The sequence below is a fragment of the Phytomonospora endophytica genome (genome assembly GCF_014202425.1).
Lineage (GTDB): Bacteria > Actinomycetota > Actinomycetes > Mycobacteriales > Micromonosporaceae > Phytomonospora > Phytomonospora endophytica.
Genome location: NZ_JACHGT010000002.1, coordinates 89068 through 114199, shown reverse-complemented (window position 1 = coordinate 114199; position 25132 = coordinate 89068). Strand labels below are relative to the sequence as shown.

23 protein-coding genes are annotated in these 25132 nt (G+C 69.7%); 10 read left to right on the top strand and 13 right to left on the bottom strand.

Features of this window, described 5'->3' with window-relative positions:
- Positions 1-50 precede the first annotated feature (50 nt).
- Positions 51-1466, top strand: a complete 1416-nt coding sequence (locus tag HNR73_RS40610) for an ATP-binding protein (RefSeq protein WP_184785848.1) — start codon at positions 51-53, stop codon at positions 1464-1466.
- A gap of 135 nt (positions 1467-1601) precedes the next feature.
- Here HNR73_RS40610 and HNR73_RS03730 read toward each other — a convergent pair whose 3' ends face one another.
- Positions 1602-3776: an Lsr2 family DNA-binding protein gene (locus HNR73_RS03730; protein ID WP_184785847.1), complete on the bottom strand. Its 2175-nt coding sequence runs from the start codon at positions 3774-3776 to the stop codon at positions 1602-1604.
- A gap of 433 nt (positions 3777-4209) precedes the next feature.
- Here HNR73_RS03730 and HNR73_RS03725 point away from each other — a divergent pair, with 433 nt between their 5' ends.
- The 5 genes from HNR73_RS03725 to HNR73_RS03705 all read left to right on the top strand — a co-directional run bounded on the left by HNR73_RS03725 (position 4210) and on the right by HNR73_RS03705 (position 10271).
- Entirely contained in the window at positions 4210-4434 is a 225-nt protein-coding gene (locus tag HNR73_RS03725) for a hypothetical protein (RefSeq protein ID WP_184785846.1), read from the top strand.
- A gap of 56 nt (positions 4435-4490) precedes the next feature.
- A complete protein-coding gene (locus HNR73_RS03720) occupies positions 4491-5015 on the top strand; it encodes a hypothetical protein (RefSeq protein WP_184785845.1) in 525 nt (174 codons plus the stop codon).
- On the top strand, positions 5015-6820 hold the full coding sequence (locus HNR73_RS03715) for an ABC transporter ATP-binding protein (RefSeq protein ID WP_184785844.1): 1806 nt from the start codon (positions 5015-5017) through the stop codon (positions 6818-6820). Before HNR73_RS03720 ends, HNR73_RS03715 begins: the two co-directional genes overlap by 1 nt.
- Entirely contained in the window at positions 6817-7227 is a 411-nt protein-coding gene (locus HNR73_RS03710; RefSeq protein WP_239122011.1) for a S26 family signal peptidase, read from the top strand. The genes HNR73_RS03715 and HNR73_RS03710 overlap by 4 nt, the downstream gene beginning before the upstream one ends.
- Positions 7228-7313: 86 nt before the next feature.
- Positions 7314-10271: an AfsR/SARP family transcriptional regulator gene (locus HNR73_RS03705; protein WP_184785843.1), complete on the top strand. Its 2958-nt coding sequence runs from the start codon at positions 7314-7316 to the stop codon at positions 10269-10271.
- Here HNR73_RS03705 and HNR73_RS03700 read toward each other — a convergent pair.
- The 3 genes from HNR73_RS03700 to HNR73_RS03690 are packed head-to-tail and all read right to left on the bottom strand — an operon-like array spanning position 10234 to position 14083.
- Entirely contained in the window at positions 10234-11022 is a 789-nt protein-coding gene (locus HNR73_RS03700; RefSeq protein WP_184785842.1) for a hypothetical protein, read from the bottom strand. The two genes, HNR73_RS03705 and HNR73_RS03700, sit on opposite strands and share 38 nt — an antisense overlap.
- Complete coding sequence (locus HNR73_RS03695; protein ID WP_184785841.1) at positions 11019-13316, bottom strand: hypothetical protein; 2298 nt, start codon at positions 13314-13316, stop codon at positions 11019-11021. Before HNR73_RS03695 ends, HNR73_RS03700 begins: the two co-directional genes overlap by 4 nt.
- Positions 13313-14083, bottom strand: coding sequence for a nucleotidyl cyclase domain-containing protein (locus tag HNR73_RS03690; RefSeq protein WP_184785840.1), 771 nt, complete (start codon positions 14081-14083; stop codon positions 13313-13315). Before HNR73_RS03690 ends, HNR73_RS03695 begins: the two co-directional genes overlap by 4 nt.
- A 136-nt stretch (positions 14084-14219) precedes the next feature.
- Between HNR73_RS03690 and HNR73_RS03685 the strand changes: the two genes are divergently transcribed.
- From HNR73_RS03685 to HNR73_RS03675, 3 genes are all read left to right on the top strand, one after another.
- A complete protein-coding gene (locus HNR73_RS03685) occupies positions 14220-14699 on the top strand; it encodes a hypothetical protein (RefSeq protein WP_184785839.1) in 480 nt (159 codons plus the stop codon).
- A 70-nt stretch (positions 14700-14769) separates the two neighbouring features.
- The gene (locus HNR73_RS03680; protein WP_184785838.1) at positions 14770-15468 is read left to right on the top strand and encodes a Crp/Fnr family transcriptional regulator; all 699 of its coding nucleotides are present in this window, start codon (positions 14770-14772) and stop codon (positions 15466-15468) included.
- Between the two features lie 78 nt (positions 15469-15546).
- A complete protein-coding gene (locus HNR73_RS03675) occupies positions 15547-16623 on the top strand; it encodes a metalloprotease (protein WP_184785837.1) in 1077 nt (358 codons plus the stop codon).
- 3 nt (positions 16624-16626) lie between these two features.
- Here HNR73_RS03675 and HNR73_RS03670 read toward each other — a convergent pair whose 3' ends face one another.
- Complete coding sequence (locus tag HNR73_RS03670) at positions 16627-17220, bottom strand: hypothetical protein (RefSeq protein ID WP_184785836.1); 594 nt, start codon at positions 17218-17220, stop codon at positions 16627-16629.
- Between the two features lie 49 nt (positions 17221-17269).
- A complete protein-coding gene (locus HNR73_RS03665; RefSeq protein ID WP_184785835.1) occupies positions 17270-17617 on the bottom strand; it encodes a hypothetical protein in 348 nt (115 codons plus the stop codon).
- A 186-nt stretch (positions 17618-17803) separates the two neighbouring features.
- Between HNR73_RS03665 and HNR73_RS03660 the strand changes: the two genes are divergently transcribed.
- The gene (locus HNR73_RS03660) at positions 17804-19795 is read left to right on the top strand and encodes a restriction endonuclease (protein WP_184785834.1); all 1992 of its coding nucleotides are present in this window, start codon (positions 17804-17806) and stop codon (positions 19793-19795) included.
- Here the strand turns inward: HNR73_RS03660 and yidD are convergent.
- From yidD to HNR73_RS03625, 7 genes are all read right to left on the bottom strand, one after another.
- Complete coding sequence (gene yidD, locus HNR73_RS39445; RefSeq protein ID WP_239122010.1) at positions 19792-20250, bottom strand: membrane protein insertion efficiency factor YidD; 459 nt, start codon at positions 20248-20250, stop codon at positions 19792-19794. The genes HNR73_RS03660 and yidD overlap by 4 nt on opposite strands.
- 9 nt (positions 20251-20259) lie before the next feature.
- Complete coding sequence (locus tag HNR73_RS03650) at positions 20260-21159, bottom strand: DMT family transporter (protein WP_184785833.1); 900 nt, start codon at positions 21157-21159, stop codon at positions 20260-20262.
- Positions 21156-21641: an anthrone oxygenase family protein gene (locus HNR73_RS03645; RefSeq protein ID WP_184785832.1), complete on the bottom strand. Its 486-nt coding sequence runs from the start codon at positions 21639-21641 to the stop codon at positions 21156-21158. The genes HNR73_RS03650 and HNR73_RS03645 overlap by 4 nt, the downstream gene beginning before the upstream one ends.
- Positions 21642-21682: 41 nt before the next feature.
- A complete protein-coding gene (locus HNR73_RS03640) occupies positions 21683-22468 on the bottom strand; it encodes an SDR family NAD(P)-dependent oxidoreductase (RefSeq protein WP_184785831.1) in 786 nt (261 codons plus the stop codon).
- Positions 22469-22523: 55 nt separating this feature from the next.
- On the bottom strand, positions 22524-22949 hold the full coding sequence (locus HNR73_RS03635) for an OsmC family protein (RefSeq protein ID WP_184785830.1): 426 nt from the start codon (positions 22947-22949) through the stop codon (positions 22524-22526).
- A gap of 185 nt (positions 22950-23134) precedes the next feature.
- Positions 23135-24748, bottom strand: a complete 1614-nt coding sequence (mctP, locus tag HNR73_RS03630) for a monocarboxylate uptake permease MctP (RefSeq protein ID WP_184786297.1) — start codon at positions 24746-24748, stop codon at positions 23135-23137.
- 2 nt (positions 24749-24750) lie between these two features.
- Positions 24751-24972, bottom strand: a complete 222-nt coding sequence (locus tag HNR73_RS03625) for a DUF3311 domain-containing protein (protein WP_184785829.1) — start codon at positions 24970-24972, stop codon at positions 24751-24753.
- Between the last annotated feature and the right edge of the window lie 160 nt (positions 24973-25132).

Sequence of the window (25132 nt, the reverse complement as noted above, 5' to 3'; positions counted from 1 at the left end):
GGCCCCAATGCTATCGGCACCGATACTATCGCAACTGGTAGTATCGCTGGGTGCAAGCATTCATCGGCAGGCGTCGTGAACTCGCGGTTCTGCGGGAAGCCTTCGATCGTGTCAGTGACGGGATCGGCTCGTCGGAGCCGGGGCGTTGCCTGCTGATCCGAGGAAGACGCCGGGTGGGTAAGTCGAGCCTCGTCGAGGAGTTTCTCCGCGTCAGTGGGGCGCCTTCGGTGTACTTCACGGCGGCCGGGGGATCGGCTGACGCGGAGCTTGCCGAACTGTGCGACGCGGTCGCGCAGTCCGGCCTCCCGGAACGTGGTCTGTTCATCGACGAGGCGCCCGGTCAGTGGAACGCGGCGCTTCGGCTCCTCGCCGACATCCTGCCCGACGACCGTCCTTCCGTAGTCGTCATCGATGAGGTTCCGTATCTCATGGACAGTGTCGACGCCTTTGAGGGACAGCTTCAACGGCTGTGGGACCGGCATCTTCGGCGCAAGCCCGTTCTGCTGTTGCTGGTCGGATCCGACCTGTCGATGATGGAGGCGCTCAACGAATATCGCCGTCCGTTCCACCAGCGGGGCACCGAAATGGTTCTCGGACCCCTGGGGCCCGCTGATCTGGCCGAGATGCTCGATCTTGACGCCGCCACGGCGTTCGATGCCGCCCTGATCACGGGCGGACTGCCGTTGGTCGCGCGCGACTGGCTGCCGGGGACGTCGGTATGGGAATTTCTCGGAACCGCTCTCGACAACCCGACGTCGGCGTTGCTGGTCTCGGCGGAGCGGTCGCTCGCGGCGGAGTTCCCGCCGCAGGCCATGGCCGGGGAGGTGTTGCGGGCGATCGGGTCGGGTGAGAGGACGTTCACCAACATCGCCCGGGCGGCCGGCGGTATCGCACATTCCACCCTCACCCGTGCGACGGACCTGTTGATCGGGAAGCGGATCGTCATCGGTGAACTGCCACTGTCCACCCGTCCCTCGAAGGAGCGGCGGTACCGGATCGTCGACCCGTACCTGCGGTTCTGGCTGACGTTCCTGGAACCCCACATGGCTGAGATCGAGCGGATGCGTGGGGACCTGGCGTTGCGGAGGATCCGCGTCGGATGGACGTCATGGCGTGGTCGAGCCGTCGAACCCCTTATCCGAGAGAGCTTGGCCCGGTTGCAGCCCATCGACGGTCTGCCCGCGTCCGCGGTGGTCGGAGCCTACTGGACCCGGGGAAACGACGTCGAGATCGACCTGGTCGGTGCGGACCGGGCACCGATCGCGAAGCAGGTCCATTTCCTCGGATCGATCAAATGGCTGGAGAACTCCCCGTTCGACAACCATGATCTCGTGGCGCTCCAACGCCATCGTGTCGCGTACGGTGTCGAGCCGCTTCCGCTTGTCGCGGTTTCTCGCAGCGGCGTCACCAGTGCCGGTCTGCATGCGGCCTATGGGCCCGACGAGCTTGTCGAAGCTTGGCGCTGACCGTGGTCGCACCGTCGTGTGGCGGTAGAAGTCAGGCCGCGACGATCGGCATGGTGTACATCGCGGAACCGCGACCCGGCGCGGTTCCAGGCGCTGGGCGTCCGGATCTGTGAGTGGGCACTGGTCGACCGGTGCCTACGGCGAATCCGTTGAGTGGTGCGCGTGGAACGCTTCGACGACGCTCTTGGGCAGCTTTCCCAGCTTTCCGACACGGAAGCCGTTCTCAAGCGCCCAGGCTCTGATGCGGCCGGCGCGCACCGGGCTCGATACTCGTGGTGCGGGGATCGTGCGTGGTGGGGATGGACGCGTTGGTGGCCTCGTCGAAGGGGATATGAGTTCCAGTTTGGCGGCCATCGCTCGCAGCCGGGCGGCGACATGTGTCGGCGTGTCGGCCATGCTGAATCCTCCGCCTGCGGATTCGACGACGCCCTGGACGTTCGGGTGCGACAGCAGTTGAAGCACCTCGGTGACCTCGAGCTTGTCCAGCGGCGCATCCAGGTCCTTCCTCGCGGCGCGCCAGATCTCGTTCAAGCTGAGGCTTCCGCTGTTGTACTTGACCTCTTCAGGGTCATTGCCGCTGTCCCACAAGGTTCGTACGACTCGGCTCAGGACGGTGAACGAGCGCTCTTCGGAGGCCCAGATCGCGTCTGTATCCGAAGAGCCCAGGAGTTCAAGGGTCCGTTCGGCGTGGACCGGAATCTCGGCGTGCCGATCGACCAGAAGCCCGAGTTCACCGGCCGTGATCGACAAGACGCCCTTTTCCTTCGCCCAGGAAGACAGCTCCCGGGCGAAGGCGGGGGCGACGATCGCGGCCATCTTCGCCCTGTACTGCCGTCGGTACGTCTCCAGTCTGTCGAGGACGAAGTCCTCGCCGAGCTCGCCTGGCTGTGCTGAACGAGCGGCGATGAGCAGTCGTGACCTTTGCGTGGGGGACAACCAGAACGTCGCTACGAAGACCGGATAGTCACGGTCCGAGGTGTACTCGATGCTCGCACCCAGCCGCCCGAAGGCTTCGGCGGTCAGACTCTCGAAGCGGTTACTGTCGCCGCCGACCGATGAGACGAGCAGCTTTGCGGCGAGAGACTCCGCCTCGGCGGGCTTGAGATCGTCGGCCGCCGAGCCCGGGTCGGCGGCCGGCTGCCACAGGGGGATCGAGTTCCGGAAGGCGAGACCCCGCGGGGATAGGCGGTACGTGAGATGGGTGATTCGCTCGACCATTCCGCACTCACGAAGCAGCACGAGGCGGGTGGTGAGTTCGCTGCGCGTCACCGCCGCGGTTCCGTAGCGACTGGTGAGCCAGGCGTGGATGGAGGCCGTGTCGACCTTGTCCGTGGTGGACAGGGCCAGCAGGACCTCGGCGACCAGCGAGACCTTGCTGTGGATGATTCTCACCAGGTCGGCGGGCTCGTCGGAGGCCATCCACTCCTGACCGCAGCCTGTCGGACCAACGGTGTCGAGAGCGGTCTGTTCGAGAATCCCCAGTGAGCGCAGGTTGACCAGTGTCTGCCTCGCGGAGTTGTCGGCGATGCCGAAGTTCTCCACGCATGAGCGATGGAAGTCCTCGAAGGTGATCGACGGCGACGAGATGTTGACCAGGTCTCGCAGACTGTCGTGCAGTCCGTTGCCGGGAACGTACCCGACCGCGCTCTTGCGGTTGGCGAGCGCCTGTGTGTCGAGACTGGAAACGAGTGCCGCGATCTCCGGGCCGGGCGCAGCGATGGTCGGGGTCTCCACTGTTGTGGCCGAGACCGTTGGAAGATCGTCTGAACTCGCGATTCGGATCCTGGATCGAAACTCATGGCCCAGTTCGGTCAGCACGAGCTGGTTCCCCGAACGCCAGAGTTCCACGAGTTCAGCGGCGCGGGCCCAAGCCGTCCGCCGTCGGACCTGATCCATTGATGTCCAGGCCATCTGATACTCAGCGGCTGCGATGTCGTTCAGCTGCTCGTGAGTCCGTGGGGTGTCCAAGGAGTGGATCGCTTCACCCACGAAACGTACGTTGGCGTGGAACACCATCAGGAGATATGAACTGTCGTTCGTCTCCAGGAAGGTTCCCGCTTCCGGAGTCAACGTCGCCACGCCGTTGCCCTTTTCGACGAGTCCGGACCCGCCCAGGCTCTGCAGAGCCTGTCGAATGGTCGTTGTGGATCCTGTGATCGGCCAGGTGAAAGGTCGGTCCAGGTACGGCTGGCGTTCGATGTCCTCCAGCAGCGCGCGCAGATGAGGCAGGATCTGCGCCGTGTTGCCCGGCACCCACGGCATGGCACTGGCGCGGTGCCGCCAAGGCTTCGTGGCGGGTATCTCAGCCATGGTGGTTCTTTCTTGGTGTCGAGTCGAATAGATCTGGACAGTTTGTGCGAAAGGGTTCACTGCCTGTAAATGCTAGGCTGGTAGTTTTTGTGGGTTTCATCGGGTTCATCCGGTTCGGTGTATGGAAGTGTCTGCTATCGCCATGCAGGCGATATGGATGCGGATCGAAGCGGTGGTGGGATGCCGGCGCGTCATCGACCTCCGAAACTCCGTGCCCCGGACCGGCGCGGGCTGGTTGACATGCTCATGCGGCGATCGATCGACTGGAGAACCTGTCGGTCCGTGTCGTCGAGCGCCCGGGACGGCACCGGCGGACCACTTCCCTGCCGCTGCCCCCTCCCACCCCCGATTACAGAACTTGTACAGCCCCACGACAGGTGCGAGAGAGATCGTCTAGCCGCACGAACTCAGCCCCACTCCCCGGAGGTCTCGCATGACGAAGCTCGGCACCAAGATGCTCTCCTTCCTTCTCAAGACCGAGAAGGCCGGCGCCTGCGTCCCGGAGCACGGCAGCCGCTGCTGCGGCTACGCCACCAGCGTCTGCCAGAGCGGCCGCGTCTACCGCGTCTACAAGTACGGCACCATCAGCTGCAACGGCCCCTGCACCAACAAGACCGGTTCCCAGTGCGACAAGCAGGGCACCGGCGCGGTCTGTTAGAACCCCCCAGGTGGGACGGCACGTCCGTCCCACCTGCTCTTCTGCGAGGAGTCGTCATGACCGTTGTCCTTACCGCCGGCCTCGTCCTGGTCGCCTGCGTCGCCGTGCTCAACCTCAGCCTCACCCTCGCGGTGATCAAGAAGCTGCGCACCATCGAGCAGGGCCAGTCCGGAGGCGGCGGCGACACCCTTCCCGAGATCGGCAGCACGATCGAGGGCTTCCACACCACGACCACCGACGGCGAGACCATCGACGCCGCCGCCCTCGCGCACGGCAGGCGCCAGATCTTCGTGGTGTCACCGGGTTGCGAGCCGTGCCGGGACCTCATCGCCCGTCTCGTCGACGACCCCGCGCTCGCCGAGCCCGGCGCCGTGGCGCTGGTCGTCGGAGCCGACGAGGACTCCCGGGCGCTCGCCGCGACCCTGCCCTCCGGGCTGAAGGTCGGCCTCGACCGCGACGAGGTCCACATGGACGTCCTCTCCGTCGGCGCCTATCCCGCCGTCCTGACCCTCGTCGACGGCAAGGTCACGGCCGCGTCGCACGGCCTGCCGAAACGCGCGCGGGCGCGCAGCGCGGCCTGATGAGGGCGGCTCTGGTCGCGCTCCGGCTCGCCTGGCGCGGCCACAAGGGCGCGTTGCTCGCGATCTCGGTGTTGACCGTGGCCGGCGGCATGCTGCCGGTGGCCGGCGCGTGGGCGAGCAAGCTCCTCTTCGACGAACTGAGCCGGGGCCAGCAGGCCGACGGGGAGCGCGCGCTCCTCGTCGCCGTGGCGAGCGCGGTGGCGGTCGCGCTGGGCGGGGCCGTCGGGTACGCGCTCGGGCACCTGATGACGGTCGCGCAGGCCGCGATCGGCCTGGTGGCGGGCGACGACCTGTACCGGCGGGTCAACTCCTTCGTGGGCATCGCGCCCTTCGAGAACCCGTCTTTCCGCGACCGCCTCGAACTGGCGCAGCAGGCCGCCGAGCAGGCCCCGTTCGCGTTGCTGACCTTCGCCATGGCGACCGCGCACGGTTTCGTGAGCGTCGTCGGTTTCGCGGGCGTGCTGTTCGCGGTGGAGCCGACCGTCGGGTGGCTGTTGCTGGCCGCGGCCCTGCCCGAGCTGGTGATCCAGGTGGGCCTGGCGCGGCAGCGCGCGCGGGCGACGGAGGAGGCGACCTCGATCTTCCGTACCCGCTACATGTTCCAGGTGCTGCTCACCGACGTGCGGGCGGCGCGGGAACTGCGGCTGTTCGGCCTCGGCGACCTGTTCCGCGGCCGGATGCTGTCGGCTCTGCGGCGGGCGAACGGGATCGAGCTTCGCGCCGGGCGGCGCACCGCGACGGCGCAGTCGGGACTGTCGGTGGCGAGCGCGCTGGTGCTGCTGGCCGGGACGGTCGTCGCCGTGCGCGGGGTCCTGCGCGGCGAGCTGACCCTCGGCGACGTGGTCCTGTACCTGGGCGCGATGGCGTCGCTCCAAAGTGGACTGTCGGGGATCATGTCCCAGCTCGGCGATGTGGGCACCGGGATGCGGCTGTTCGGGAACTACGTGTCCCTCGTCCACCCTCGCGAGCCGTCGCCGGGCGAGCAGGCCGACGGGGCGCGTCCCGTGGAGCCGTTGCACACCGGGCTCACCTTCGAGGACGTGTGGTTCCGTTACACCCCTGACGGCCCGTGGATCCTGCGCGGTGTCAGCTTCACCGTCGCGGCCGGGTCGTCGATGGGGCTCGTCGGCGTCAACGGCGCGGGCAAGTCCACCCTGGTCAAACTCGCCTGCCGCTTCTACGATCCCGAACGCGGCCGGGTCCTGTGGGACGGCGTCGATCTGCGCGAACTGGACGTCGCCGCGCTGCGGCGGCGGATGGGCGCGGTCTTCCAGGACTTCATGGCCTACGACCTGATCGCCTCGGAGAACATCGGGCTCGGCGACCTCCGGTACCTCGACGACCTGCCCCGGATCAGGACGGCCGCGGGACTCGCGCGCATCGACGAGGCGCTGGAACGGCTGCCGAAGGCGTACCGGACGATGCTGAGCCGCTCCTTCCAGGACGACGAGGCCGACGACGGTGCGGCCCTGTCGGGCGGGCAGTGGCAGCGGGTCGCGCTGGCGCGTTCGCTGCTGCGCGAGGACGCCGACCTGCTGATCCTCGACGAGCCGACCGCGAGCCTGGACGCCGAGGCCGCGCAACAGGTCTCCGAAGTCCTGCGCCACCTGCGCCGGGGCCGCGCCAGTCTAATGGTGTCGCACCGGCTCAGCGCTCTGCGGCGGTGCGACGAGATCGTCGTCCTCGACGGGGGAGTGGTCATCGAGAACGGCGACCACGACGCCCTCATGACCCTCGGCGGTGAGTACGCCCGCCTCTTCGAACTCCAGGCCGCCGACTACCAGGACGCGCGGGTGGGCTCGTGATCGCCGTCACCGTCGCGGTGCTCGCCGTCGTGCTTCTCGTCCTCGCGCGCAGCCGCCTGCGGCTGATCGAGGTCGACGGTGTCAGCATGATGCCGACCCTCAACGACGGGCAGCGGATCCTGGCGTGGGTCGGCCGGTCGCCGAGGCTCGGTGACGTCGTGGTCTTCGCGATGGTTCCGCGCGGGCTGCCGGGCGACCCGCCCTGGATGATCAAGCGCGTACTGGCGTTGCCCGGCGATCCGGTGCCGGCGGGCCTGCGTGCGGTGGTCGGCGGCGATGTGCTCGTGCCCGAGGGCTCGATGCTCGTGCTCGGCGACAATCCGCGCAGCTCCGATTCGCGGGGGTTCGGGTACGTATCGCTCACGAGCGTTCTCGGTGTGGCTCCGGGCAGGCGGCGACGGTCCTGATCGGACGGCGATCGCGTCATGATCGCGTGCGAGAATGCGTGGTCCCTCCGATCATGCAGTGATCGCCGTCCACCTGGAGGCGCCGCGTGAAGTTCCGTGTTCTCGGTCCCCTCGAAGTCTTCGACACGACACGGTGGGTCTCGGTCGGCACGGCGAAATCCCGGGCGCTGCTGGCGACCCTGCTGATCGACGTCGGCCATATCGTGCCGACCGACCAGATCGCCCACGAACTCTGGGGCGACGTCCCGCCGAAGACGGTCGCCAACCAGGTGCACGGCCAGATCGCCCGGCTGCGCCGCGCCATCGGCGACGTCGACGGGCGGATGCTCGTCACCCGCGCGCCCGGCTACCAGTTACTGCTCGAACCCTCGATGATCGACGCGCACCGGTTCACCGACGCGGTCGCGGCCGGCCGGGAGGCGCTGGTCTCCGGCGACGCCAGGACCGCGTCGGTCCGGCTGCACGAGGCCCTCGCCTGGTGGCGCGGCCCGGCCTTCGCCGACGTGCCCGCGACCGCGGCGGTCCAGTCGGCGGCGGCGCGGCTGGAGGAGCAGCGGCTGGCCGCGCTGGAGCTGCGGATCGAGGCCGACCTCGCCTGCGGCCGGTACGCCCTGCTCGCGGGTGAACTGCAGGTCCTCACCGAGCGGCATCCCTTCCGGGAAGGGCTCTGGCGACTGCGCATGCTCGCCCTGTACCGCAGCGGTCGGCGCGCCGACGCGCTCACCGTCTTCCGCGACACCCGCGCGCGTTTCGTCGACGAACTCGGTGTGGAACCCGGTGCCGAACTGCAGAGCCTGCACCAGCGCATGCTCGCCGCGGATCCCGAGCTCGCCGACGTCGCCGCGGGCACCGACCCCGGCCACGCGGCGGCCGTCGTCGCGCCCGCCCAGCTGCCGCCCCCGCCGGTGCTGCGCGGCCGGGACCGGGTGACCGCCGAGGTGACCGCGACACTGACCGAGACCGGCCGGATGCCGGTCTGCGTCGTCCACGGCATGGCCGGCGTCGGCAAGACCGCCCTGGCGCTCAGCGTCGCGCACCGGCTCCGCCCGCGATTCCCCGACGGGCAGCTGTGGATCGACCTGCGCTCCGCCGACACCCGCCCGGTCCTGCCGCTCGACGCGCTCGGCCGCTTCCTGCGGGCGCTCGGAGTGCCCTCGGCGAGCCTGCCCGAGGACGTCGACGAGCGTTCGGCGCTCTACCGGTCGGTGATGGCCGACCGGCGGATGCTGGTCGTGCTCGACAACGCCGTGAGCGAGACACAGGTGCGGCCACTGCTTCCGGGCACGCCCGGGAGCGCGGTGATGATGACCGCGCGCGAGTGGCTGAGCGGACTCACCGACGCGTCCTCCGTCCACCTCGACGTCCTCACCCCCGACGCCGCGATCCAGCTGATCGCCGAAGGCGCCGAGCACCCGCCCGGCGTCGCCGCGGAGGTCGCCGACCTGTGCGGATACCTTCCCCTCGCCCTGCGGGTCGTCGCCGCGAAGGCGAGCGGCTACCCGCCGCGGACCCTGAGCGAGCTGCGCGATCGCCTGTACGACCAGCGCCGCCGCCTCGACGAGCTGTCCGTGCCCGCGATGAGCGTGCGGACGAGCCTCGCGGTGAGCTGGGCCGAACTGTCCGAACCGGACCGGCGGGTGCTCGGGGTCATGGCCGCGCTCGACGTGTCGAGCTTCAGCGCGGCCGCCGTCGGCGGTCTCATCTCCGGCGACCCGCCCGCGGAAGCCGAGGCGACCGACCGCCTCGACTCGCTGACCGGCCGGCACTGGCTCGAAGCCGCCGGCACCGGCGCCGACGGGCGGCGCCGCTACACCCTCCACGACCTGGTCAGGCTCTTTGTGCGCCGCACCGAACCGGCGGGCGACGCCGTCGTCGCCGACATGCTCGCCGACTGGGTGCGCCGCGCCCGCTCCGCGGCGGCGGCGCTGCCGATCCGGCGGCTCGGCGTGCACGTCGGCAGGGAGGACGACCCCACCGCGCTGCCCTGGTTCGACGCCGAACGGCACGTGCTGCCCGGCCTCGTCGAGCAGGCGGTCCGGCTGGGGCGCGACGCCGACGCCGTGGCCCTCGCCGAATACGCCAGCGCGTACTGCGAACTGCGGTCGGCGTTCACCGAGTGGGACGCGATGGTCGTCGCGCTCGAACCGGTCATCGCGCGAGCCGAGCCGGTGCTGCGCATCCGGGCGCTGTGCCTGGCGGCCGCGGCCGACTACAGCGCCGACCGGCTGGAGCTCGCCGAGCACCGCAGCCGCACCGCCCACGACCTGGCCGTCGCGCACGGCGACACCGCCGGGCTCGCGCACAGCCTGTCCGTGCAGACCTATGTGGCGGGTTTCCAGGGCAGGATCGACCTGGCCTACGACCTCGCCGGGCGGTCCCTCGAACGTTTCGAGGAGGTCGGCGACGAGCACTGCGCGGCCTTCTCACGGCAGGCGCTGGCCAACACGATGGCCAGGCAGCCGAAGTACGCCGAGGACGCCTGCGCGCAGGCCAGGATCGCCGCGGAGTGGTTCGTCGTCAACGGCGACCTCATCGGGCAGGCCGGATGCTGCATGGCGTTGCACCACGGCCTGCGCGAACTGGGGGACCACCGGGGCTCCCTGGAGGCCGCCCAGCGGATGCAGACGCTCTGCCGGCGCGCCGGAGACGACCGCGGTGTCGCCGTCGGACAACGCCTCGCCGGTGGCGCCTACCTGGAACTCGGCCGCCTCGCGGACGCCTACCGCGCCCTGACGGCGGCCCTGGAGACCAACCGCCGGATGAAGTCGGAGTCGGGCGTCGCGCGCAGCCTCGTCGAACTCAGCGAGGCCGCCGCCCGCCTCGGTCGCAACGGTGAAGCCCAGGCCCTCCTCACCGAAGCCGCCCACGCCTGGCGCCGCCTCGGCCGCGAAGACCTGCGCACCCGCGCGCTGGAACAGGTCGCGGCCTTCGGCTCCGCCGTCGCGGCGGTCGGGGACGAGGGGGGTGGGGAGGGGTTAGGGGTGGGGTGGGACGCGCCGCGCCGCCTCACGAATCATCGACCGGCTGAACGTGCGTCTGCTTGAGCAGGGCGCGCAGACTCTCCTCGTAGGTCTCGGCCCATTCGAAGCCGCCGATGCCCATGCGCGGGAAGTCGTTGATCGCCTTCCCGAGTAGCTGACTCACCGTCCGAAGTTCGGTGGCATGCTCGGCGGTCATGTCGTTGAGCACGTGATGGAAGTCCTCGCCCCACGCCAGCCTCGCGGCGGTGGCGAGAAGCGGGTCCCCGCGCAGTTCGCCGATGAGTGTGGACCATCGTCTGATGTGGTCGTCGATCATCTCGGCCCGGCGCATGCCGGAATCGTGGCGGTACTCGACCGTCATCCGGTCGATCACCGCAGGCCGCAACGCGTTCCGGACCCTTGGATCGAGAACGATCCGGGCGACGGGACGACACGAGACGGCACAACCGCCCCATCGGTACTGGAGCACCGCGTTCTCCAGTGCCTGGTTCAGTTCGAGTTCGAGCTCACGCGCCTGGTGCGGATGCCGTTCCCGGGCCAGCTCGCTGAGCTGCAGCTGGACGAAGGTCCGGACGGTCGCCTGATGCGCGTTCGCGGCGTCGGCCAGCCGCGCGTCGCTGAGGCCGCTCGCCGTCCAGGTGAGCGTCACCCGCGCGTGCAGCGGAAAGACGTTGCCGAGCGCGCTCGCCGAGAGGAACCCGGGCAGGTTCGCCGTGTGGCTCGCACCGAGGACGCCCACGGGACTGCTCGCCGCCCGCCACGCGGTGGCGAACAGAGCGGCCTTCCTCGTGAGCCATCTCCAGGGATGTATCACCGATCCGCCTCCTTGAGGATTTCTGCGACCTTGACGGCCGTCGGGTACCGGGGTTCACGCTGAGACCACACCCGTTCGAGGTGGAAGCGCATGCGCACCCGAAGCGGCGCGACGGCGCAGAGCCGTCCGACGACCGCCAGGACGATCTCTTCGAGGGCGGGATCGAAGCCGGCCGCGTGTACCCATCCTTCGAGAGCCCGCCAGGCGGCGAAGGCCGAAGGCGGCAGCAGCAGGGCGTTGCACCACAGTTCGGCGATGTGATTCAGGTCCTCCCGGTCGCCTCCGCTCCACCTCAGCACCGTCGGCCACGGGGTCAGCGAGGTCTGCGTGTTGTGCTCGGCGAGTTCGACCATCGTCCGCGCGGCGTGGACCGTTGTGACGGCCAGGCCGTCGTGCAGCCAGTCGAGCAACTGGCCGACCAGGACCGGCGCGGTCTCCTTGCTGAGCAGCCGCCTCATCGCTAGCCCGACCATCGGGCTGTACCAGTACCAGTCCTTTGACGCGATCCGGCGCAGATCCTGCAGGGCCTTCCGCATGGAGACCCGTTCGCTGAGGCCGGCCGCGTACGCGCGGGCCACGGTGTCGAGCACCAGGGAGGAGGTGTTCCGGCTCCACCGCCGGACATGGTCGGTGACGATCTGCTTGGGGTGCTTGTCCTCCATGGCGAACACGCAGGTGAGTGCCGCCGCCTGCCGGACACCGCCTCGGTCGTGTCGCGCCCAGCCGCTGATCAGTTCGCTGAAGATGAGCTCGCGGTCGAAGCCGGAGAAATAGCCCGCGACGACCGCGGCCCGGGACCGCACCTTCGGGCTGCGATCGAGAACCAGCTCATCGAGCCAGGAGGTGAGGATCCGCGGCGAGGACGGATAGTCGTTCCAGGCGACATCGAGGAGCGCCGGCATGATGCGGTTCGTGCTCGGAGTCCGGTTCTCGTCGTCGCCGTCGTGCCGGTCGCGCATGTCCGGCGGGATCAGCTTGTCGAAGGTGATGTCGGGAAGCTGTTCGGGGGACGTCTCGGCAGCCTGCCCCGGTAGCACCGGATTCGTCGTCACCGCGGTGGTCTCGACCGGTCTCATCTTCTGGAAGAGGTCCGAGGCCGCCTCCATCACGGCAACGCGGGGACAGTCGCTGAGCACCGTGTAGGCGATCCGGAAGGCTCGCAGCCATCGCCGCTTGACCGGGTCCGTCTCCGACGTGGCCGCCAGCAGGCTTCGAGCCGTGTCGACGCGACGCGTGGACAGCCCGGCCGTCACCTCCCGCAGGCCGATGTCGTCGGCGATCCGCCTGGTTGCGACCGCCGATGCCAGCATCGTGGCCTCCTGCGGGTTGCGGATCGCCGACAACTCGGCCCGCAGCCCTTGATCGTCGAGGCACCACACGCCGTACGCCTCGACACAGAACGCCGGGCACTCAACGGTCGCGCAACTGCAGCGGGGAGCGCATTTACCGTCCCGGACGAGCAGGCGCCGTAGATGCGCCTGGAACACTTCGGCCGGATCCGGAGACATGTGATCGACCACGAACCGGGCCAGTTCGCCGTGCTGCCCGGTCTGGTCGGCGATCACCACGACCCTCGCGTTGTGCGTTCGGGCGATGCTTTCGAGGTCGGTGAGCTCCCGTCGGCTGAGTTTCGACGCCTCCAGCCTGAGCAGGTGGCCGCAACCGTGGCGGAGCAGGTCCGCTTCCCGGGTCGCGGCGGCGAGAGGTGCGTCCGCGGGACCGATGAGGTCGGCGAGCCCTCCCGCTCCATGGCGCTGGGCGAGCGCCGAGAGCGCGGCGTGCGTCCGGCCGCTGCGCGGCTCGCCGAGCAGGCACACGAGATGCTGATCGCGCAGGCGCTCGTTGAGGAGTTCGTCGCTCGGACCCGCGACGTAGGCGTCCAGCTCCTCGCGCACGCTTTCCTCGGTGCGTGGTTCGAGACGGAAGTCGGGCCGTTCCACACCGAAGTACTGGTTCGCCGTGGCGCCTTCGCCGTAGGCCATGGGGCCGTGGGAGTTGATCCGGTCGGCGCGGTACCCGGTCGCGTTGAGGAGCGCCTCGATCAGATTCTCGGGAATGCTCCGCTCGTCCGGGCCGGGTGCACGGGCGTCCTCCGCGTTTCGGCGTGGCTCGCTCTTCTCCGGTTCGCCGTTATTCTTGTCCGTGCCACCGGACTTCCCCTCCTCGTCCGGTGATCGCGGCTCGTCCTTGGCAGGTGGTTCGTCGGTCTTCGGTTGCCTCTTGGGCGACTCCGCCTCGTCCGGGGGCGGATTCTCCACCTTCGGAGCGGGCGCGGGAGGCTGCGGGCTCGTCATCGTTCGGCCTCGTCCGTCCCGTGGTTGAAGGCCCGCGCGCCTTCCCCGAACGCGAAGGCTCCGTTGTTGTCGACGCGTTCGGCGTAGTAGGTCGCGCGTGGGACCGACCGGCCCGGCGCGGGTTCGCGGCTTGCGGCGCCCGGGGGTGTCGAGGGCTCGACGAGACGGCTCACATCCTCGCCGACGACGCTGAGCCAGCCCTCGGTGCGAAGGTCGTGCTCGTCGTCAACGACCGCGACCTTCCGGAAGCGGTCACGTCGAATTCCGCAGTACTGGGGATGTACGACGTCGTCGTATACGCGCGGCGAGACCATGAGGGCCAGCGCCGCATCCGGGAACGCCTTGAGGATCCTCTTCAGCACCTGGGCATCCCGCAGACGGCAGACGAGGTTGACCGCGTCGCCGGGAACACCGTTCGGCCCGTTCGGGTGGACGGCACCTTCGTGGACGGCCATGCGAAGGCGCACCCGCCCGAGATCGTTGCGGTCGCGGTTGTGTTCCCTGAGCAACTCGTCGATCCGCGCCGATACGGGTCCGACGATCGTCGCGATCTCGATGATCTCCGCGCGGAGCAGTGCCAGCACACTGTCCCCGGCTCGCTGCACGTCCCACTCGGGCACGGTCACGCCGTACTCGGCGAGAGCCGAATCCAGCGCTCGCCGGAAAGTCAGCTGGGCTTCGAACTGCGAGCGGTTGTCCTTTCGGCTGTAGCGTTCCATGTCGACGGTGACGAGCAGCCTGCGGTGTGCCGAGCGCGACGCGGTCATGGTTTCTCCTATCGGTTTTCGGGTCGACGTCCGGTGTACGCCCCGACACGGGGCCCGGACCACGTCAAATGACCAGGTTCGGCGGATCCCGTCCGGTGATGTGGTGTGGCAGGCCCGTTCGCGGTGTCCTTTGGCCATGACGCATCCAGTCCTCCGAAGCACGGAAGCCGCGCACGCTCTGTCCGTCTCCCTCGCGGCGATGGCGGCGAGCCGGTCGGAACTCAGGCGCGCGGACCAGTCCGCGACCGCCTTGATCGCGGTCTTGACCTCGGTCACGGGGGTGGTCGGGACCGTCGAGTCACCCGTCACGACGCTGTGGAGCCTCGGAGTCTGGGGAGCACTCGTGGTACTGGCTCTCGCGTCGACCTTCGCGCTCGGCACCGCCCTGGCCGGCTGGCGGTTCATCTCAGCGGTGACCGCCTGCCGCGGAGCCGATCGCTCCGGTTGTCATGACGATTCCGGCGAGGCTCTTGTGGACGAACTGCGCCGGCTCTCGGTGCTCACCACCGGACTTGTCGCGGCCAAGTACCGCAGGATCCGAAGCGGGGTCCCCTGGCTCGGCCTCGCCGCGGGCGCGGCCTTCCTCTGGTGTCTCCTCGCGGCGCTGGCGAACTGACCTGTCGGCTTCCCGTCACTCACGGCGGTGCGGATGCGCCACGGTGTAATACCGCCAGCACGGAGGCCCAGTGGAGTATCAGGAGAAGTGGCCGGTCGGAACGTACCTGTATCGGCTCGATGAACGAGACCGTCGTGACCTGCTCGGCTTGGGCGCGCTGCGCCGGGCCGATCGGGACGTGTTGATCCGCGCGGGTGAGATGAACATGCACGTGCTGCTGGTCCAACAGGGCTTCGTGAAGATCTCGGTGCCCACCGCCGGCGGGCGCGAGTCACTCCTGGCGATCAGGGTGCCGGGAGATCTGCTCGGGGAGATGGCGGTCCTCAACGGACGACCACGGTCGGCGACCGTCACCGCGTGCGGTGTCGCGGTCGTCCGCATCGTGCCCGAGGCACAGCTGCGTAGGTTCCTCGGGGAGCACCCGGGTGCCGCGGTCCAGCTGGCCGGGATGGTCGCCGACCGGCTGCGCTGGGCGAACCAGCGGCGGGTTGACGCCTCCACGTACTCGGCGGCCACACGGCTCGCCCGGGTCCTGGTCGAAATGGCGGTGACCTACGGGACCCGTACCGCCGACGGCATCGAGATCGGCATCGAGCTGACCCAGCCGGAGCTGGCGACCCTCATCGGGGTCTCCGACATCACGGTCCAGCGCGCGCTGCGAACCCTGCGTTCAGCCGGGCAGGTCGGCACCGGCTACCGGCGGATCGTGGTCACCGACATCGACGGGCTCTGCCGGATGGGAAAGGTTCTCGCGTCCACCGTCGACTAGCACGAATCTGTCGCCGTTTCCCCTCCCCGACCCCCGACTCCTTGATCAACTGTCCTCAGTAGCCGAGAGGAGTCCGCCATGCCGCGCCGCCGTCGCAGGCCGTCGGCGATGGCGGCCGCGTTGGCCCTCGCGCTGCTCTTCCCGGCCGGTGCGGCGTGCGCGCGGAAGCCCGCGGCCGACCCGGCGTGTCTCGCCGGGGTCCTGAAGTTCGAGCATCGCGACGCCGAGGCCGGGCCGGAGAAGCCGTGGGCGACCGAGACGGCGTCGGCCGCCGACTGGGAGTTGTGGAGCGGCACCTCGCAGCTGGCGACCGGCCGGACCGACGCCGACGGGACCTTCGTCGCGTGCGGCGGCGAGTCGTCGTACGCCGACATGCGGTTGCGTTTCCCCTCGGCGTCGGGCGATCTGTCGGAGGTCGTCACCGACCGCACGAAGCGGGCGCGCCACACCTTCGACTCCGCGACGGTCACCGACGTCGTCGGGCGCCGCGATGTCGGGGTCGTCGAGGTGCCGAAGAAGATGGCGAGCGCGTGGCACATCATCGACACTCTCGGCCTGCTCTATGCGAAGCGGGCCGGCACCTCGTCGTGCTGGACCCGCCAGTGCGAGCGGCTGACGGTCGTGTGGGGGCCGGCGCCGTCGGACGACGCGGGCTACTTCGACCAGGGCGGCACCGACGCGGTGATCCTCGCCGGGGACATGCCCGACTCGGAGCACGTCGTGCTGCACGAGGCGGGGCACTGGTTCCAGTGGGAGCTGTACGGCCACTGGCTGCCCGAGGCCGACAACTGCCAGGTCCACTTCGTCGAGTCGCGCAGTTCGCCGACGTGCGCCTGGGTCGAGGGCTTCCCCGACGCCCTCGCCGCCTACACCCTCGGCGATCGCCGCTTCGTCCACGAGGACGGCAACGCCGTCGCCATCGACCCCGACGCCAGCTGGGACACCGGTGACGCCGTCCAGGGCCGCGTCGCCGGCGCCCTCCTCGACCTCTGGGCCGGCCCCGACGGCGGCACGTGGGACGCGACGATCGCGCTCATGTCGCACGAGCGCAGTTCGACCTTCGACGAGTACTTCGCCGTCGACCGCCCGACGGCCGACCCGCCGCTGAGCACGACGGGCGAGGCGGCTGAGGTCGTGGAGGAGTGGGGGTTGTAGCCGTCAGAGCCCGCAGGCTGCCAGGAAGGCCAGCCACCGCTCGGCAGCTTCGGCGTGCGCGGAGTCGGCGGCGTCGAAGGCGAGTTCGCGCTGACGCGGGCCGAGTCCGAACTCGCCGACGAACGCGACGACGTCGTCGTGCAGCGGTCGCGGCCGGTGGGCGGGCACGGGTTCGAGGCCTGCGACGGCGCCGCTCTGGCGGTGCAGGGGGAGCAGCGCCGCGCGTTGGTGGTACCGGCCGACGGCGAACCAGTTCGCCGCCCCGTCCGGGTCGAGGCCCGTGTGGGCGAAGGCGGTGCCCAGGTCCGCGGTCGCGGCGATCGTCTCGGTCTCGTTGAACGGGAACAGCGTGCTGAGGTGCGCGGTGCCGGTGAGGCGCCGCAGGCGCCGCAGAGCCGTTGTGACGTCGGTGATCCGGCGCGGTTCGCCGCCCTTAGTGACGCCGAAGCCCAGGAGGTCGAGGTCCCAGCCGCCGAGCGCGCCCGACGACACGAGCACCTTCGCCCCGATCCTGCCGAGCCGACGCAGCTTCTCGGCGACAGGGCCTTGCGGGGGAGCGGCGCGACCGTCGTCGCCGGTTCGGGCCTCGACCGCCACTTCTCGCGTAGCGCCGCGGCCTCGGCGGGGTCGACGAGTCCGGCGTAGATCAGGAACGGCGTCCAGTCGTCGGGTGACAGCTCCTCCACGGCGGGATCGAAGCCCAGCAGCGGATAGCGGGTGCCGAGGACGACCTCGGTGTCAGGAAGGACTCCATGTCCGGCGCGAGCGTCCGTAGGCGCAGACGGCCCTCCTTGAGGTTGTCGGCGCTGTGGACGGCGATCTCGCCGCCGCGCATGTTCTCGTACGCGCTCGGCTGCGCCGTCGTCGCCACCCGCGCCCACCGCCCGTCGACGCGCAGCCCCCACTCGCTGAAGTCGTCGGCGACCTCCTCCGGCGACGCGAGTTCGTCGCCGTCTAGGAAACGCGCGTCCCTGAGCCGCGGCGCCCACGACAAGCGGTACAGATGCGCCAGGCCGACCGGGATCCCGGCACCGGGCTCGCCCCGGGCGGTAGCCGCCAGCTGGCGGGAAGAAGAGCGCGGAGGCGGGCGAGGAGGAGGTGCATGGAGGCGAGGTACCGGGATGATGGATGAGCCGGTCGGACGATGAGGCACCGTGGTCCCGCGTTCCAGACTTGGTGGATGCATGACATCGCGTCGCAGCGGCGGCTGCTCGAAGAGTACGGGCGCTTAGAACGGCTCGTCGGACACACCACGCAGACGCGGGGACAGCGTTTCGACCATTTCATCGCCGAGACCTTCAAGGCATGGGGCTTGACGGCACGCGCGTCCCAGCGCGGGCGAGGCGAGATCGACGTGGTCTTCACTTCAGGCGTGAACCAGCGCCACCTGCTGGAGGCGAAATGGCTGGCGGGGAAGGTCGACACCGGCCCTCTGGCGAAGCTGCACAAGCGCGTGCAGCAGCGCCTGAACGGAGTGTCGGGCGTCTTCCTGTCCATGTCCGGCTACACGCCCGACGCGCTGGCCGACCTCAAAGACGGGCAGAGGCTGGAGACCCTCCTCCTCGACCGATCCCACTTCGAGGCGATCCTCAGCGGCATCACCTCCGCCGAGGAGCTGTTCCACGCGGTCCACGACCGCGCGGCCTTCCACGGCGACCCCTATACGCCGGTCGATGTCCTCCTGGCCGGTGGTGCGGATGAGCCTGCCATCGACTTCGGTGACGCGCTCACCGACACCCTCGCCACGCCGCTCGCGGGCGCGAAGGCCGATACCGTGTTGACGGTTCGCGCAACGCGGAGTCTCTGCGTCGCGGCGGGAAGCGGCAGCTCGCTGCTCCTTGCCACCGACGGCGGCGTCTTCGAAGCCGACCCGGCTACGACGGCGCTCACCCGCCGGATCGCGCTCGCCGGGCCCTTCCGGGATCTGCTCGGTGGCGCCGACGGGACGGCGCACGTCGCCAGGGGTGCGGGCGTCGCACGGGTCGGCGTGAGCGGCGGTCCGGTGGCGGTCGGTGGCGGGCTTGGTGACGTGGTACGGCTGCGCCGGACGGGCGCCGGTCTGCAGGCGCTGACCGACGGCGACGGTGGCTACCGCCTGCTCGACATGGGCCCGTCACTGGCCGAACAGGTCGAGCACGCGGTCACCGTCGCGGGTCCCGGATTCACCGACCTGTGCTGGGACGGTGAGGACGTGCTCGGCGTCCGTGGCCGGCACCTGTGGCACTCGGCGGAGGGAGACGTGTCCACCGAGCTGTCGCTCGAACGGGTCAGGTCCCTGGGGGACGGCCGTGTCGTCGTGGTTGGACGCGACGATGACGACGTTCTGGTCCTGGCCGTCGGCGACTTCGCGGACCGGCGGTTCACCCAGGTCCTGCGCTTTGGGCGCGAGATCGTCTTCCGGGGGTTCATTGACGGCGACCGGCTGCTGCTGACCGTTCGTGACGACAGCGCCGCGCGATCGGCGCACACCGTCATCCAGGTCCATGTGCCCGAGGTCCTGGACGCGCCGGTTCCTGCCTCGCGGCCGTCGATCACCGTCGCGACCGCACCAGCGCCCCCTGAGCCCCATACCCTCGCGCCACGCCCGTGGGCGAGTCCCTCCAGTGACACGCCGGTGGTCTCGACAGGTGCGCCCGCTGCTCCTTCCTGGGACGTCGAACGCGGTGACCGGGCCAACGCCGGGCCTTCGGCCGCATTCAGCGAGAACCACGGATTCGCCGTGGCCATGACCGTCGTGGCGGTCTTCGCGGTGCCGGGCCTCGGGCTCGCCGCGTTCCTCGCCGACATCGCGGTGTGGGCACGCGTGGTCCTGGCGGTATTGGCGGTCCTCGTGTGCACGGCCGCGTTCGGTGCGCTGCAGAGCGCCCGCTCGCCGATCCGCCTGGAGATGGGGGAGCAGGGCATCCAGTTCTTCGGGCGCAAGAAGACCGCCTGGTTCCCTTGGGAGTGCGTGCAGGACGTCGCCGTACATAACGTGGGCGCGATTCCGCATATCACCGTCGCGTGTTCAGGCGCGGCGGCCTTCCCGCGGACCGACGTCGGCAACACCGGCCCGCGCTACATCCCCAAGCTCGACCGCGTCGCCGTCGTCTCGCTGAACAACCTCAAGGCCGATCGCGCCGAGGTCGTCGCCGCGCTTCGTGCCTTCGCCCCCACGAAGTTCACCCCCTAAACCCCCACCACCCCCACCGGCACCCGGTCCACCGTCCCCCGCCTGACCGTCCCGTTGCAGCGCAGGATCCGGCCCGCCGCGAGGCGTGTGCCGCGTACGAGGCCGTACGCGCGGACGGCGTCGAGCCCGTACTGGCTGCATGAGGGCCGGAAGCGGCAGTGGAACGGCAGTCGCGGCGACAGCCAGCGCTGGTATCCCCTGATCGCCGCGATCCCGAACCAGCGCGGGGCCGACCACCAGTGCATCGCCTTCACGCGTTCGGGGAAGCGGTCGAGGGCGATCGTCTCCATGAACCTGTGGACCGGGCCGCCGCCGCGTTTGCGGGGCTGCCAGTCGGGGTGCGGGGCGTCGGGGCGGTGCTTGTTCTTTTTCTTCTTCCTACCGTTGCTCGACCAGTCGCAGCCGTTGCCGCAGTCGCCACAGTCCCCGCAGTCGGGCAGGTCGCAGTCCACCATCCCGCGAGGTTAGACCGTCGCGTCCACCGTGATCGTCTCCCGCTTCTTCGCGCGCGAGACGGCGACGCCGGCCAGGCACAGCACGCCGCCGGCGAGGGTGAGCCAGCCCGGCACCTCACGCAGCGCGATCCACGACATCACGACGACCACGGCCGGCACGACGTAGGTCGTCGCGCCCATCTTCCCGGCCGTCGTCCGCGCCAGCGCGTACGCCCAGGTCGTGAAAGCCACCGCAGTCGGGAAGACGCCCAGGTAGACCATGTTCAGCGTCGCCGACAGCGGCGCCTTCGCGACCTCGCCGACGAGCTGCCCGGCGAACGGCAGGCACGCCACGGCCCCGATCAGGCACCCGTAGGCCGTCACCTGCAGCGCCGACGCGTGCCGTAGCGCCGGCTTCTGCGCCACGACGCCGACGGCCCACGTCGCCGCCGCGACCAGGCACAGCCCGACCCCGAGGATCGTCGCCTTCCCACCGCTCGACATCGAGATGCCGACGACGACCGCCCCCGCGAAGGAAACCGCCATCCCCGCCATCAGTTTGGGCGGGAAACCCTCCTTGAGCAGCCAGCCGCTCAGCAACGCGATCAGGACCGGCCCGACGTTGACGACCATCGCCGCGGTCCCCGCGTCGACCTGCTGCTCGCCCCAGTTCAGCGCCACCATGTACACGCCGAACCAGAACACGCCCGACACGGCGATCCCCGGCCACGCCGCCTTCGGCGGCACCCCGGCCCGGCGGATCAGCACGATCGCCATCAGCACGATCGCGCCCGAGGCCAGCCTTCCCAGGGCGAGCGCGCCGGGACTGAAGTACTCCCCGGCGCCGCGGATCGCCACGAAGGCCGACGACCACAGCAGGACCGTGACACCGGCGGCGGCGAGGGCGCGCCGGTCGGTTCCCGTGCTCATACGAGCAGGGCCCAGAAGGTCAGGATCGAGGCGATGACACCGGCGACGGTCCGCACGGCGTGCCGGGCGTTCCACGGCTTCTCGAACCAGCCGCGCGCCTCGGCGAGGCCCGCGTCGTCGAGGGACTCGACGTCGGTGGCCTCCAGGCGGTTGTTGAGCGGCACGTTCGCGCCGATCGTGACGAAGAACAGTCCGACGGTGTAGATCGCGGCGGCCGCCGCCAGGAACCAGAAGCGCGCCGAATCGGTGTCGTCGAAGTGCAGGACCACCGACAGGATCAGCAGGACCGGCGAGCCCACGAAGCACAGCATGAACACCGGGTTGAGGATCACGCGGTTGATCGACTGCATCGCGCGCAGGTACTCGCGGTCGGTCAGCTTGTTCAAGGCGCCGTTGACGGCCGTCGAGAAACCGAAGAACAGCCCCGTGATCAGCGTGCTGGTGACTCCGGCGGCGATGAGCACGACATTGGTGAAGAGCATGGGGTCGCCATTCTGATCAAGAGTCTGCGGGCGCCGAAAGTCTAGTGCGCTTCGGGGTCGGCGCCCAGTGCCGCGCGTCCACCGTCGACGGCCAGCGTCACGCCGTTGACGAAGCTCGCGTCCGGCGACAGCAGGTAGGCGACGGCGTCGGCGGCCTCGGCGGGTTCCCCGACGCGGCCCAGCGGGTGCAGGCGGCGCATCTCCTCGGCCGTGCGGGCCCGGTCGGCGGCCGAGGACTCGTCCAGGAACGCCTGGTACCGCTCGGTCGCGATCGACCCCAGCGCGACGGTGTTGACCCGGATCCCGTGTGGCCCGTACTCCACGGCCAGCGCCCGCGTCATGCCCTCGATCGCGGCCTTCGCGGTGACGTACGGCAGGCAGCCGGGGACGGCTCGCTGGGCCTGGTGGGAGGAGACGTTGACGATCGCGCCGCCGTCGCCGCGCGCGAGGAAACCCCGGACCGCGACCGCCGCGCCCACCACCGCGGGCCCCAGGTTCGCGTTGACCAGCGCGAGGATCTCCGCGGCGGGAGCACTGTGGACCGACGCGTCGCGGAACACCGCGGCGTTGTTGACCCATCCCGTGAACACGCCCGCCGAAGCCGCCAGCTCCACCGCGCGCTCGCACACCGACTCGTCGCCGGCGCTGCCGGTCAGCGCCGACACGCGCTCGCGGAGGGGGTGGCGGCCGAGCCAGTCGAGGGCCGCGGGGTCGCGTTCGAGGACGACGACGTGGCCGCCGTCGGCGTTGCTGTCGGAAGCCAGTCTCTCCACGATGGCGCGCCCGACTCCGCGTCCGCCACCGGTGACCACATAGGAACGGCTCACGTGCCACCTCCGTCAGCCGACGGTAGCGCGTGAGCCGTGTCCCGTGCGAGGTTCCTCAGGCGAGGCTGGCCGTCAGCGTGATCGTGGTGCCGGTGAGGGCCTGGCTGACGGGGCAGCCGGTCTTGGCGCCCTCGGCGGCGGCGACGAAGTCCTCTTCGCTCATTCCGGGGACCCGCCCGACGACGGTCAGGTGGATCCCGGTGATGCCCGTGCCCGGCACGAAGGTCACCTCGGCGCTGGTCTCCAGGCTCTCCGGCGGCGTGCCGGCCTTGCCGAGCCCGGCCGACAGCGCCATCGAGAAGCACGACGAGTGCGCGGCGGCGATGAGCTCTTCGGGGCTGGTCTTGCCGTTGGCCTCCTGCGAGCGCGCGGCCCACGTGACGTCGGTCGGCGGGAGATTGGAGGACTCGAAGTTGACGACGCCCTTGCCGCCGGCGAGGTCGCCTTCCCAGAGGGTGCGTGCTTTGCGGACCGTGGCCATGTGGACTCCTTCGGATGTGCGGCTACCCGGACGGCTTCGAGATTAGGCGGTGCGGGACGGCGGCACGCGCGAACCCGCCCACACACGCGTGGGGCGGGCCCGGCGGCCCGCCCCATCGCACCCCGCCCCCGGGGTCGCGGCGGCGGCCCGGAATCCGGGCCGCCGCCGTCGGTTCGTTCGACGCGTCAGGTCGACGACACCGGCTCCTTCTCGGGGTCGGTGGTGTCCACGTCCTTGTCGCCCTCGTCGACGAAGTAGTCGTCGCGGGCGGTGGCGTCGGCGCCGTCCGTGGTCTTCATCGCCTTGAGGACGAAGGTCGCGAGGACCGTCACGACCACGTTGACGAGGACCGCGACGAGTCCGACGTAGATCGTCATCTTCGTGTCGAGGCCGAACTTCTCCAGGGGGAAGTTCGAGCCGGCCCAGTGCGGTTTGGCGGCCTTCGTCGCCGTGGCGGGCGCGCTGATGTTGTAGAGCATCCACAGGCCCATGCCCATGCCGGCCACCCAGCCGGTGATGAGCGCGCCCCGGTGGAACCAGCGCGTGTACAGGCCGATGCCGACCGACGGGAGGGTCTGCAGGATGATCACGCCGCCGATGAGCTGGAGGTCGATGGAGAACGACGGGTCCAGCAGCAGGATGCACAGGACCGCGCCGACCTTCACGACCAGCGAGACGATCTTGCTGATCTTCGCCTCCTGCGCGGGGCTGGCGTCCTTCTTCAGGTACTCCTTGTAGATGTTGCGGGTGAACAGGTTCGACGCGGCGATCGACATGATCGCGGCGGGCACGAGCGCGCCGATCCCGATCGCGGCGAAGGCGACGCCGGTGAACCAGTCGGGGAACATCTTGTCGAAGAGGTTCGGCACGACGGTGTTCATGTCGGTGCCGATGGGCGTGATCTCGGCCGAGATGGCCATGAAGCCGAGCAGCGCGATCAGGCCGAGCAGCAGCGAGTACGCCGGGAGCGCCGACATGTTGCGCTTGATGACACCGCGGTTCTTGCTGGCGAGCACGCCGGTGACCGAGTGCGGGTACAGGAACAGCGCCAGCGCCGAACCGAGCGCGAGGGTCGCGTACTGGAGCTGGTTGTTGGCGTTGAGCAGGATCCCGTCGCCGGGGTTGGCCGTGGCGTCGAACTTCGCGGCGGCGTCGGAGAACACGACTCCCCAGCCGCCGAGTTCCATCGGGATGTAGATGACCGCGGCCAGGATGACGATGTAGATCAGCACGTCCTTGACGAAGGCGATCAGCGCCGGAGCGCGCAGGCCCGACTGGTAGGTGTACGCCGCGAGGATCGCGAAGGCCACCAGGATCGGCCAGTGCCCGGACACGCCCATCGACTTCAGGACCGCCTCGATCCCGACGAGTTGCAGCGCGATGTACGGCATCGTCGCGACGATGCCGGTGATGGCGATGATCAGCGCCAGGGTCGGCGAGCCGAACCGTGCCCGCACGAAGTCGGCGGGGGTCACGAAGCCGTGCTTGTGCGAGACCGACCACAGCCGGATCAGCACCAGGAACAGCATCGGGTAGATGACCACCGTGTACGGGACGGCGAAGAAGCCCATCGCACCCGCGCCGAAGACGAGCGCGGGGACGGCCACGAAGGTGTAAGCGGTGTAGAGGTCGCCGCCGATGAGGAACCAGGTGATCCAGCCGCCGAAGTTCCGGCCGCCCAGACCCCACTCGTCGAGGTGCTCCATGTCCTTCGGGCGACGCCAGCGGGCGGCGACGAAGCCCATTCCGGACACGCCAAGGAACAGGATGCCGAAGATGATGATCTCGGTCCACTGCATCGTCACTCACCCCCCTTCTTCTTCGTCATCTGGTAGACGAGGGTGGTGGTGGCGACGCCGACGGCGATGAACGCCAGCTGGAGCCAGTAGAACAAGGGGAATCCGAAGAGCCGGGGTTCGTCGCTGTTGAACAGGAACGTCAGCAGGGGTAGCACCACGGGCACGATCAGCAGCCAGTTCCAAGGGCTGCGATCGGAGCGGGGCGTCGGTTGCCGGGTGGTCAAGACCGTGACTCCAATACGAGGGGCTGGACAGGATTCTGTGATGTGCAGCACTTCTATCACGTGACCTACGTCATGTCACCCCCGCGGAACCGTCCGCGCCCTGTTTGCGCGAACGCGTGAGTCCCTGACTACGCCGCCTGCAAAATAGGGCGATGAAGAC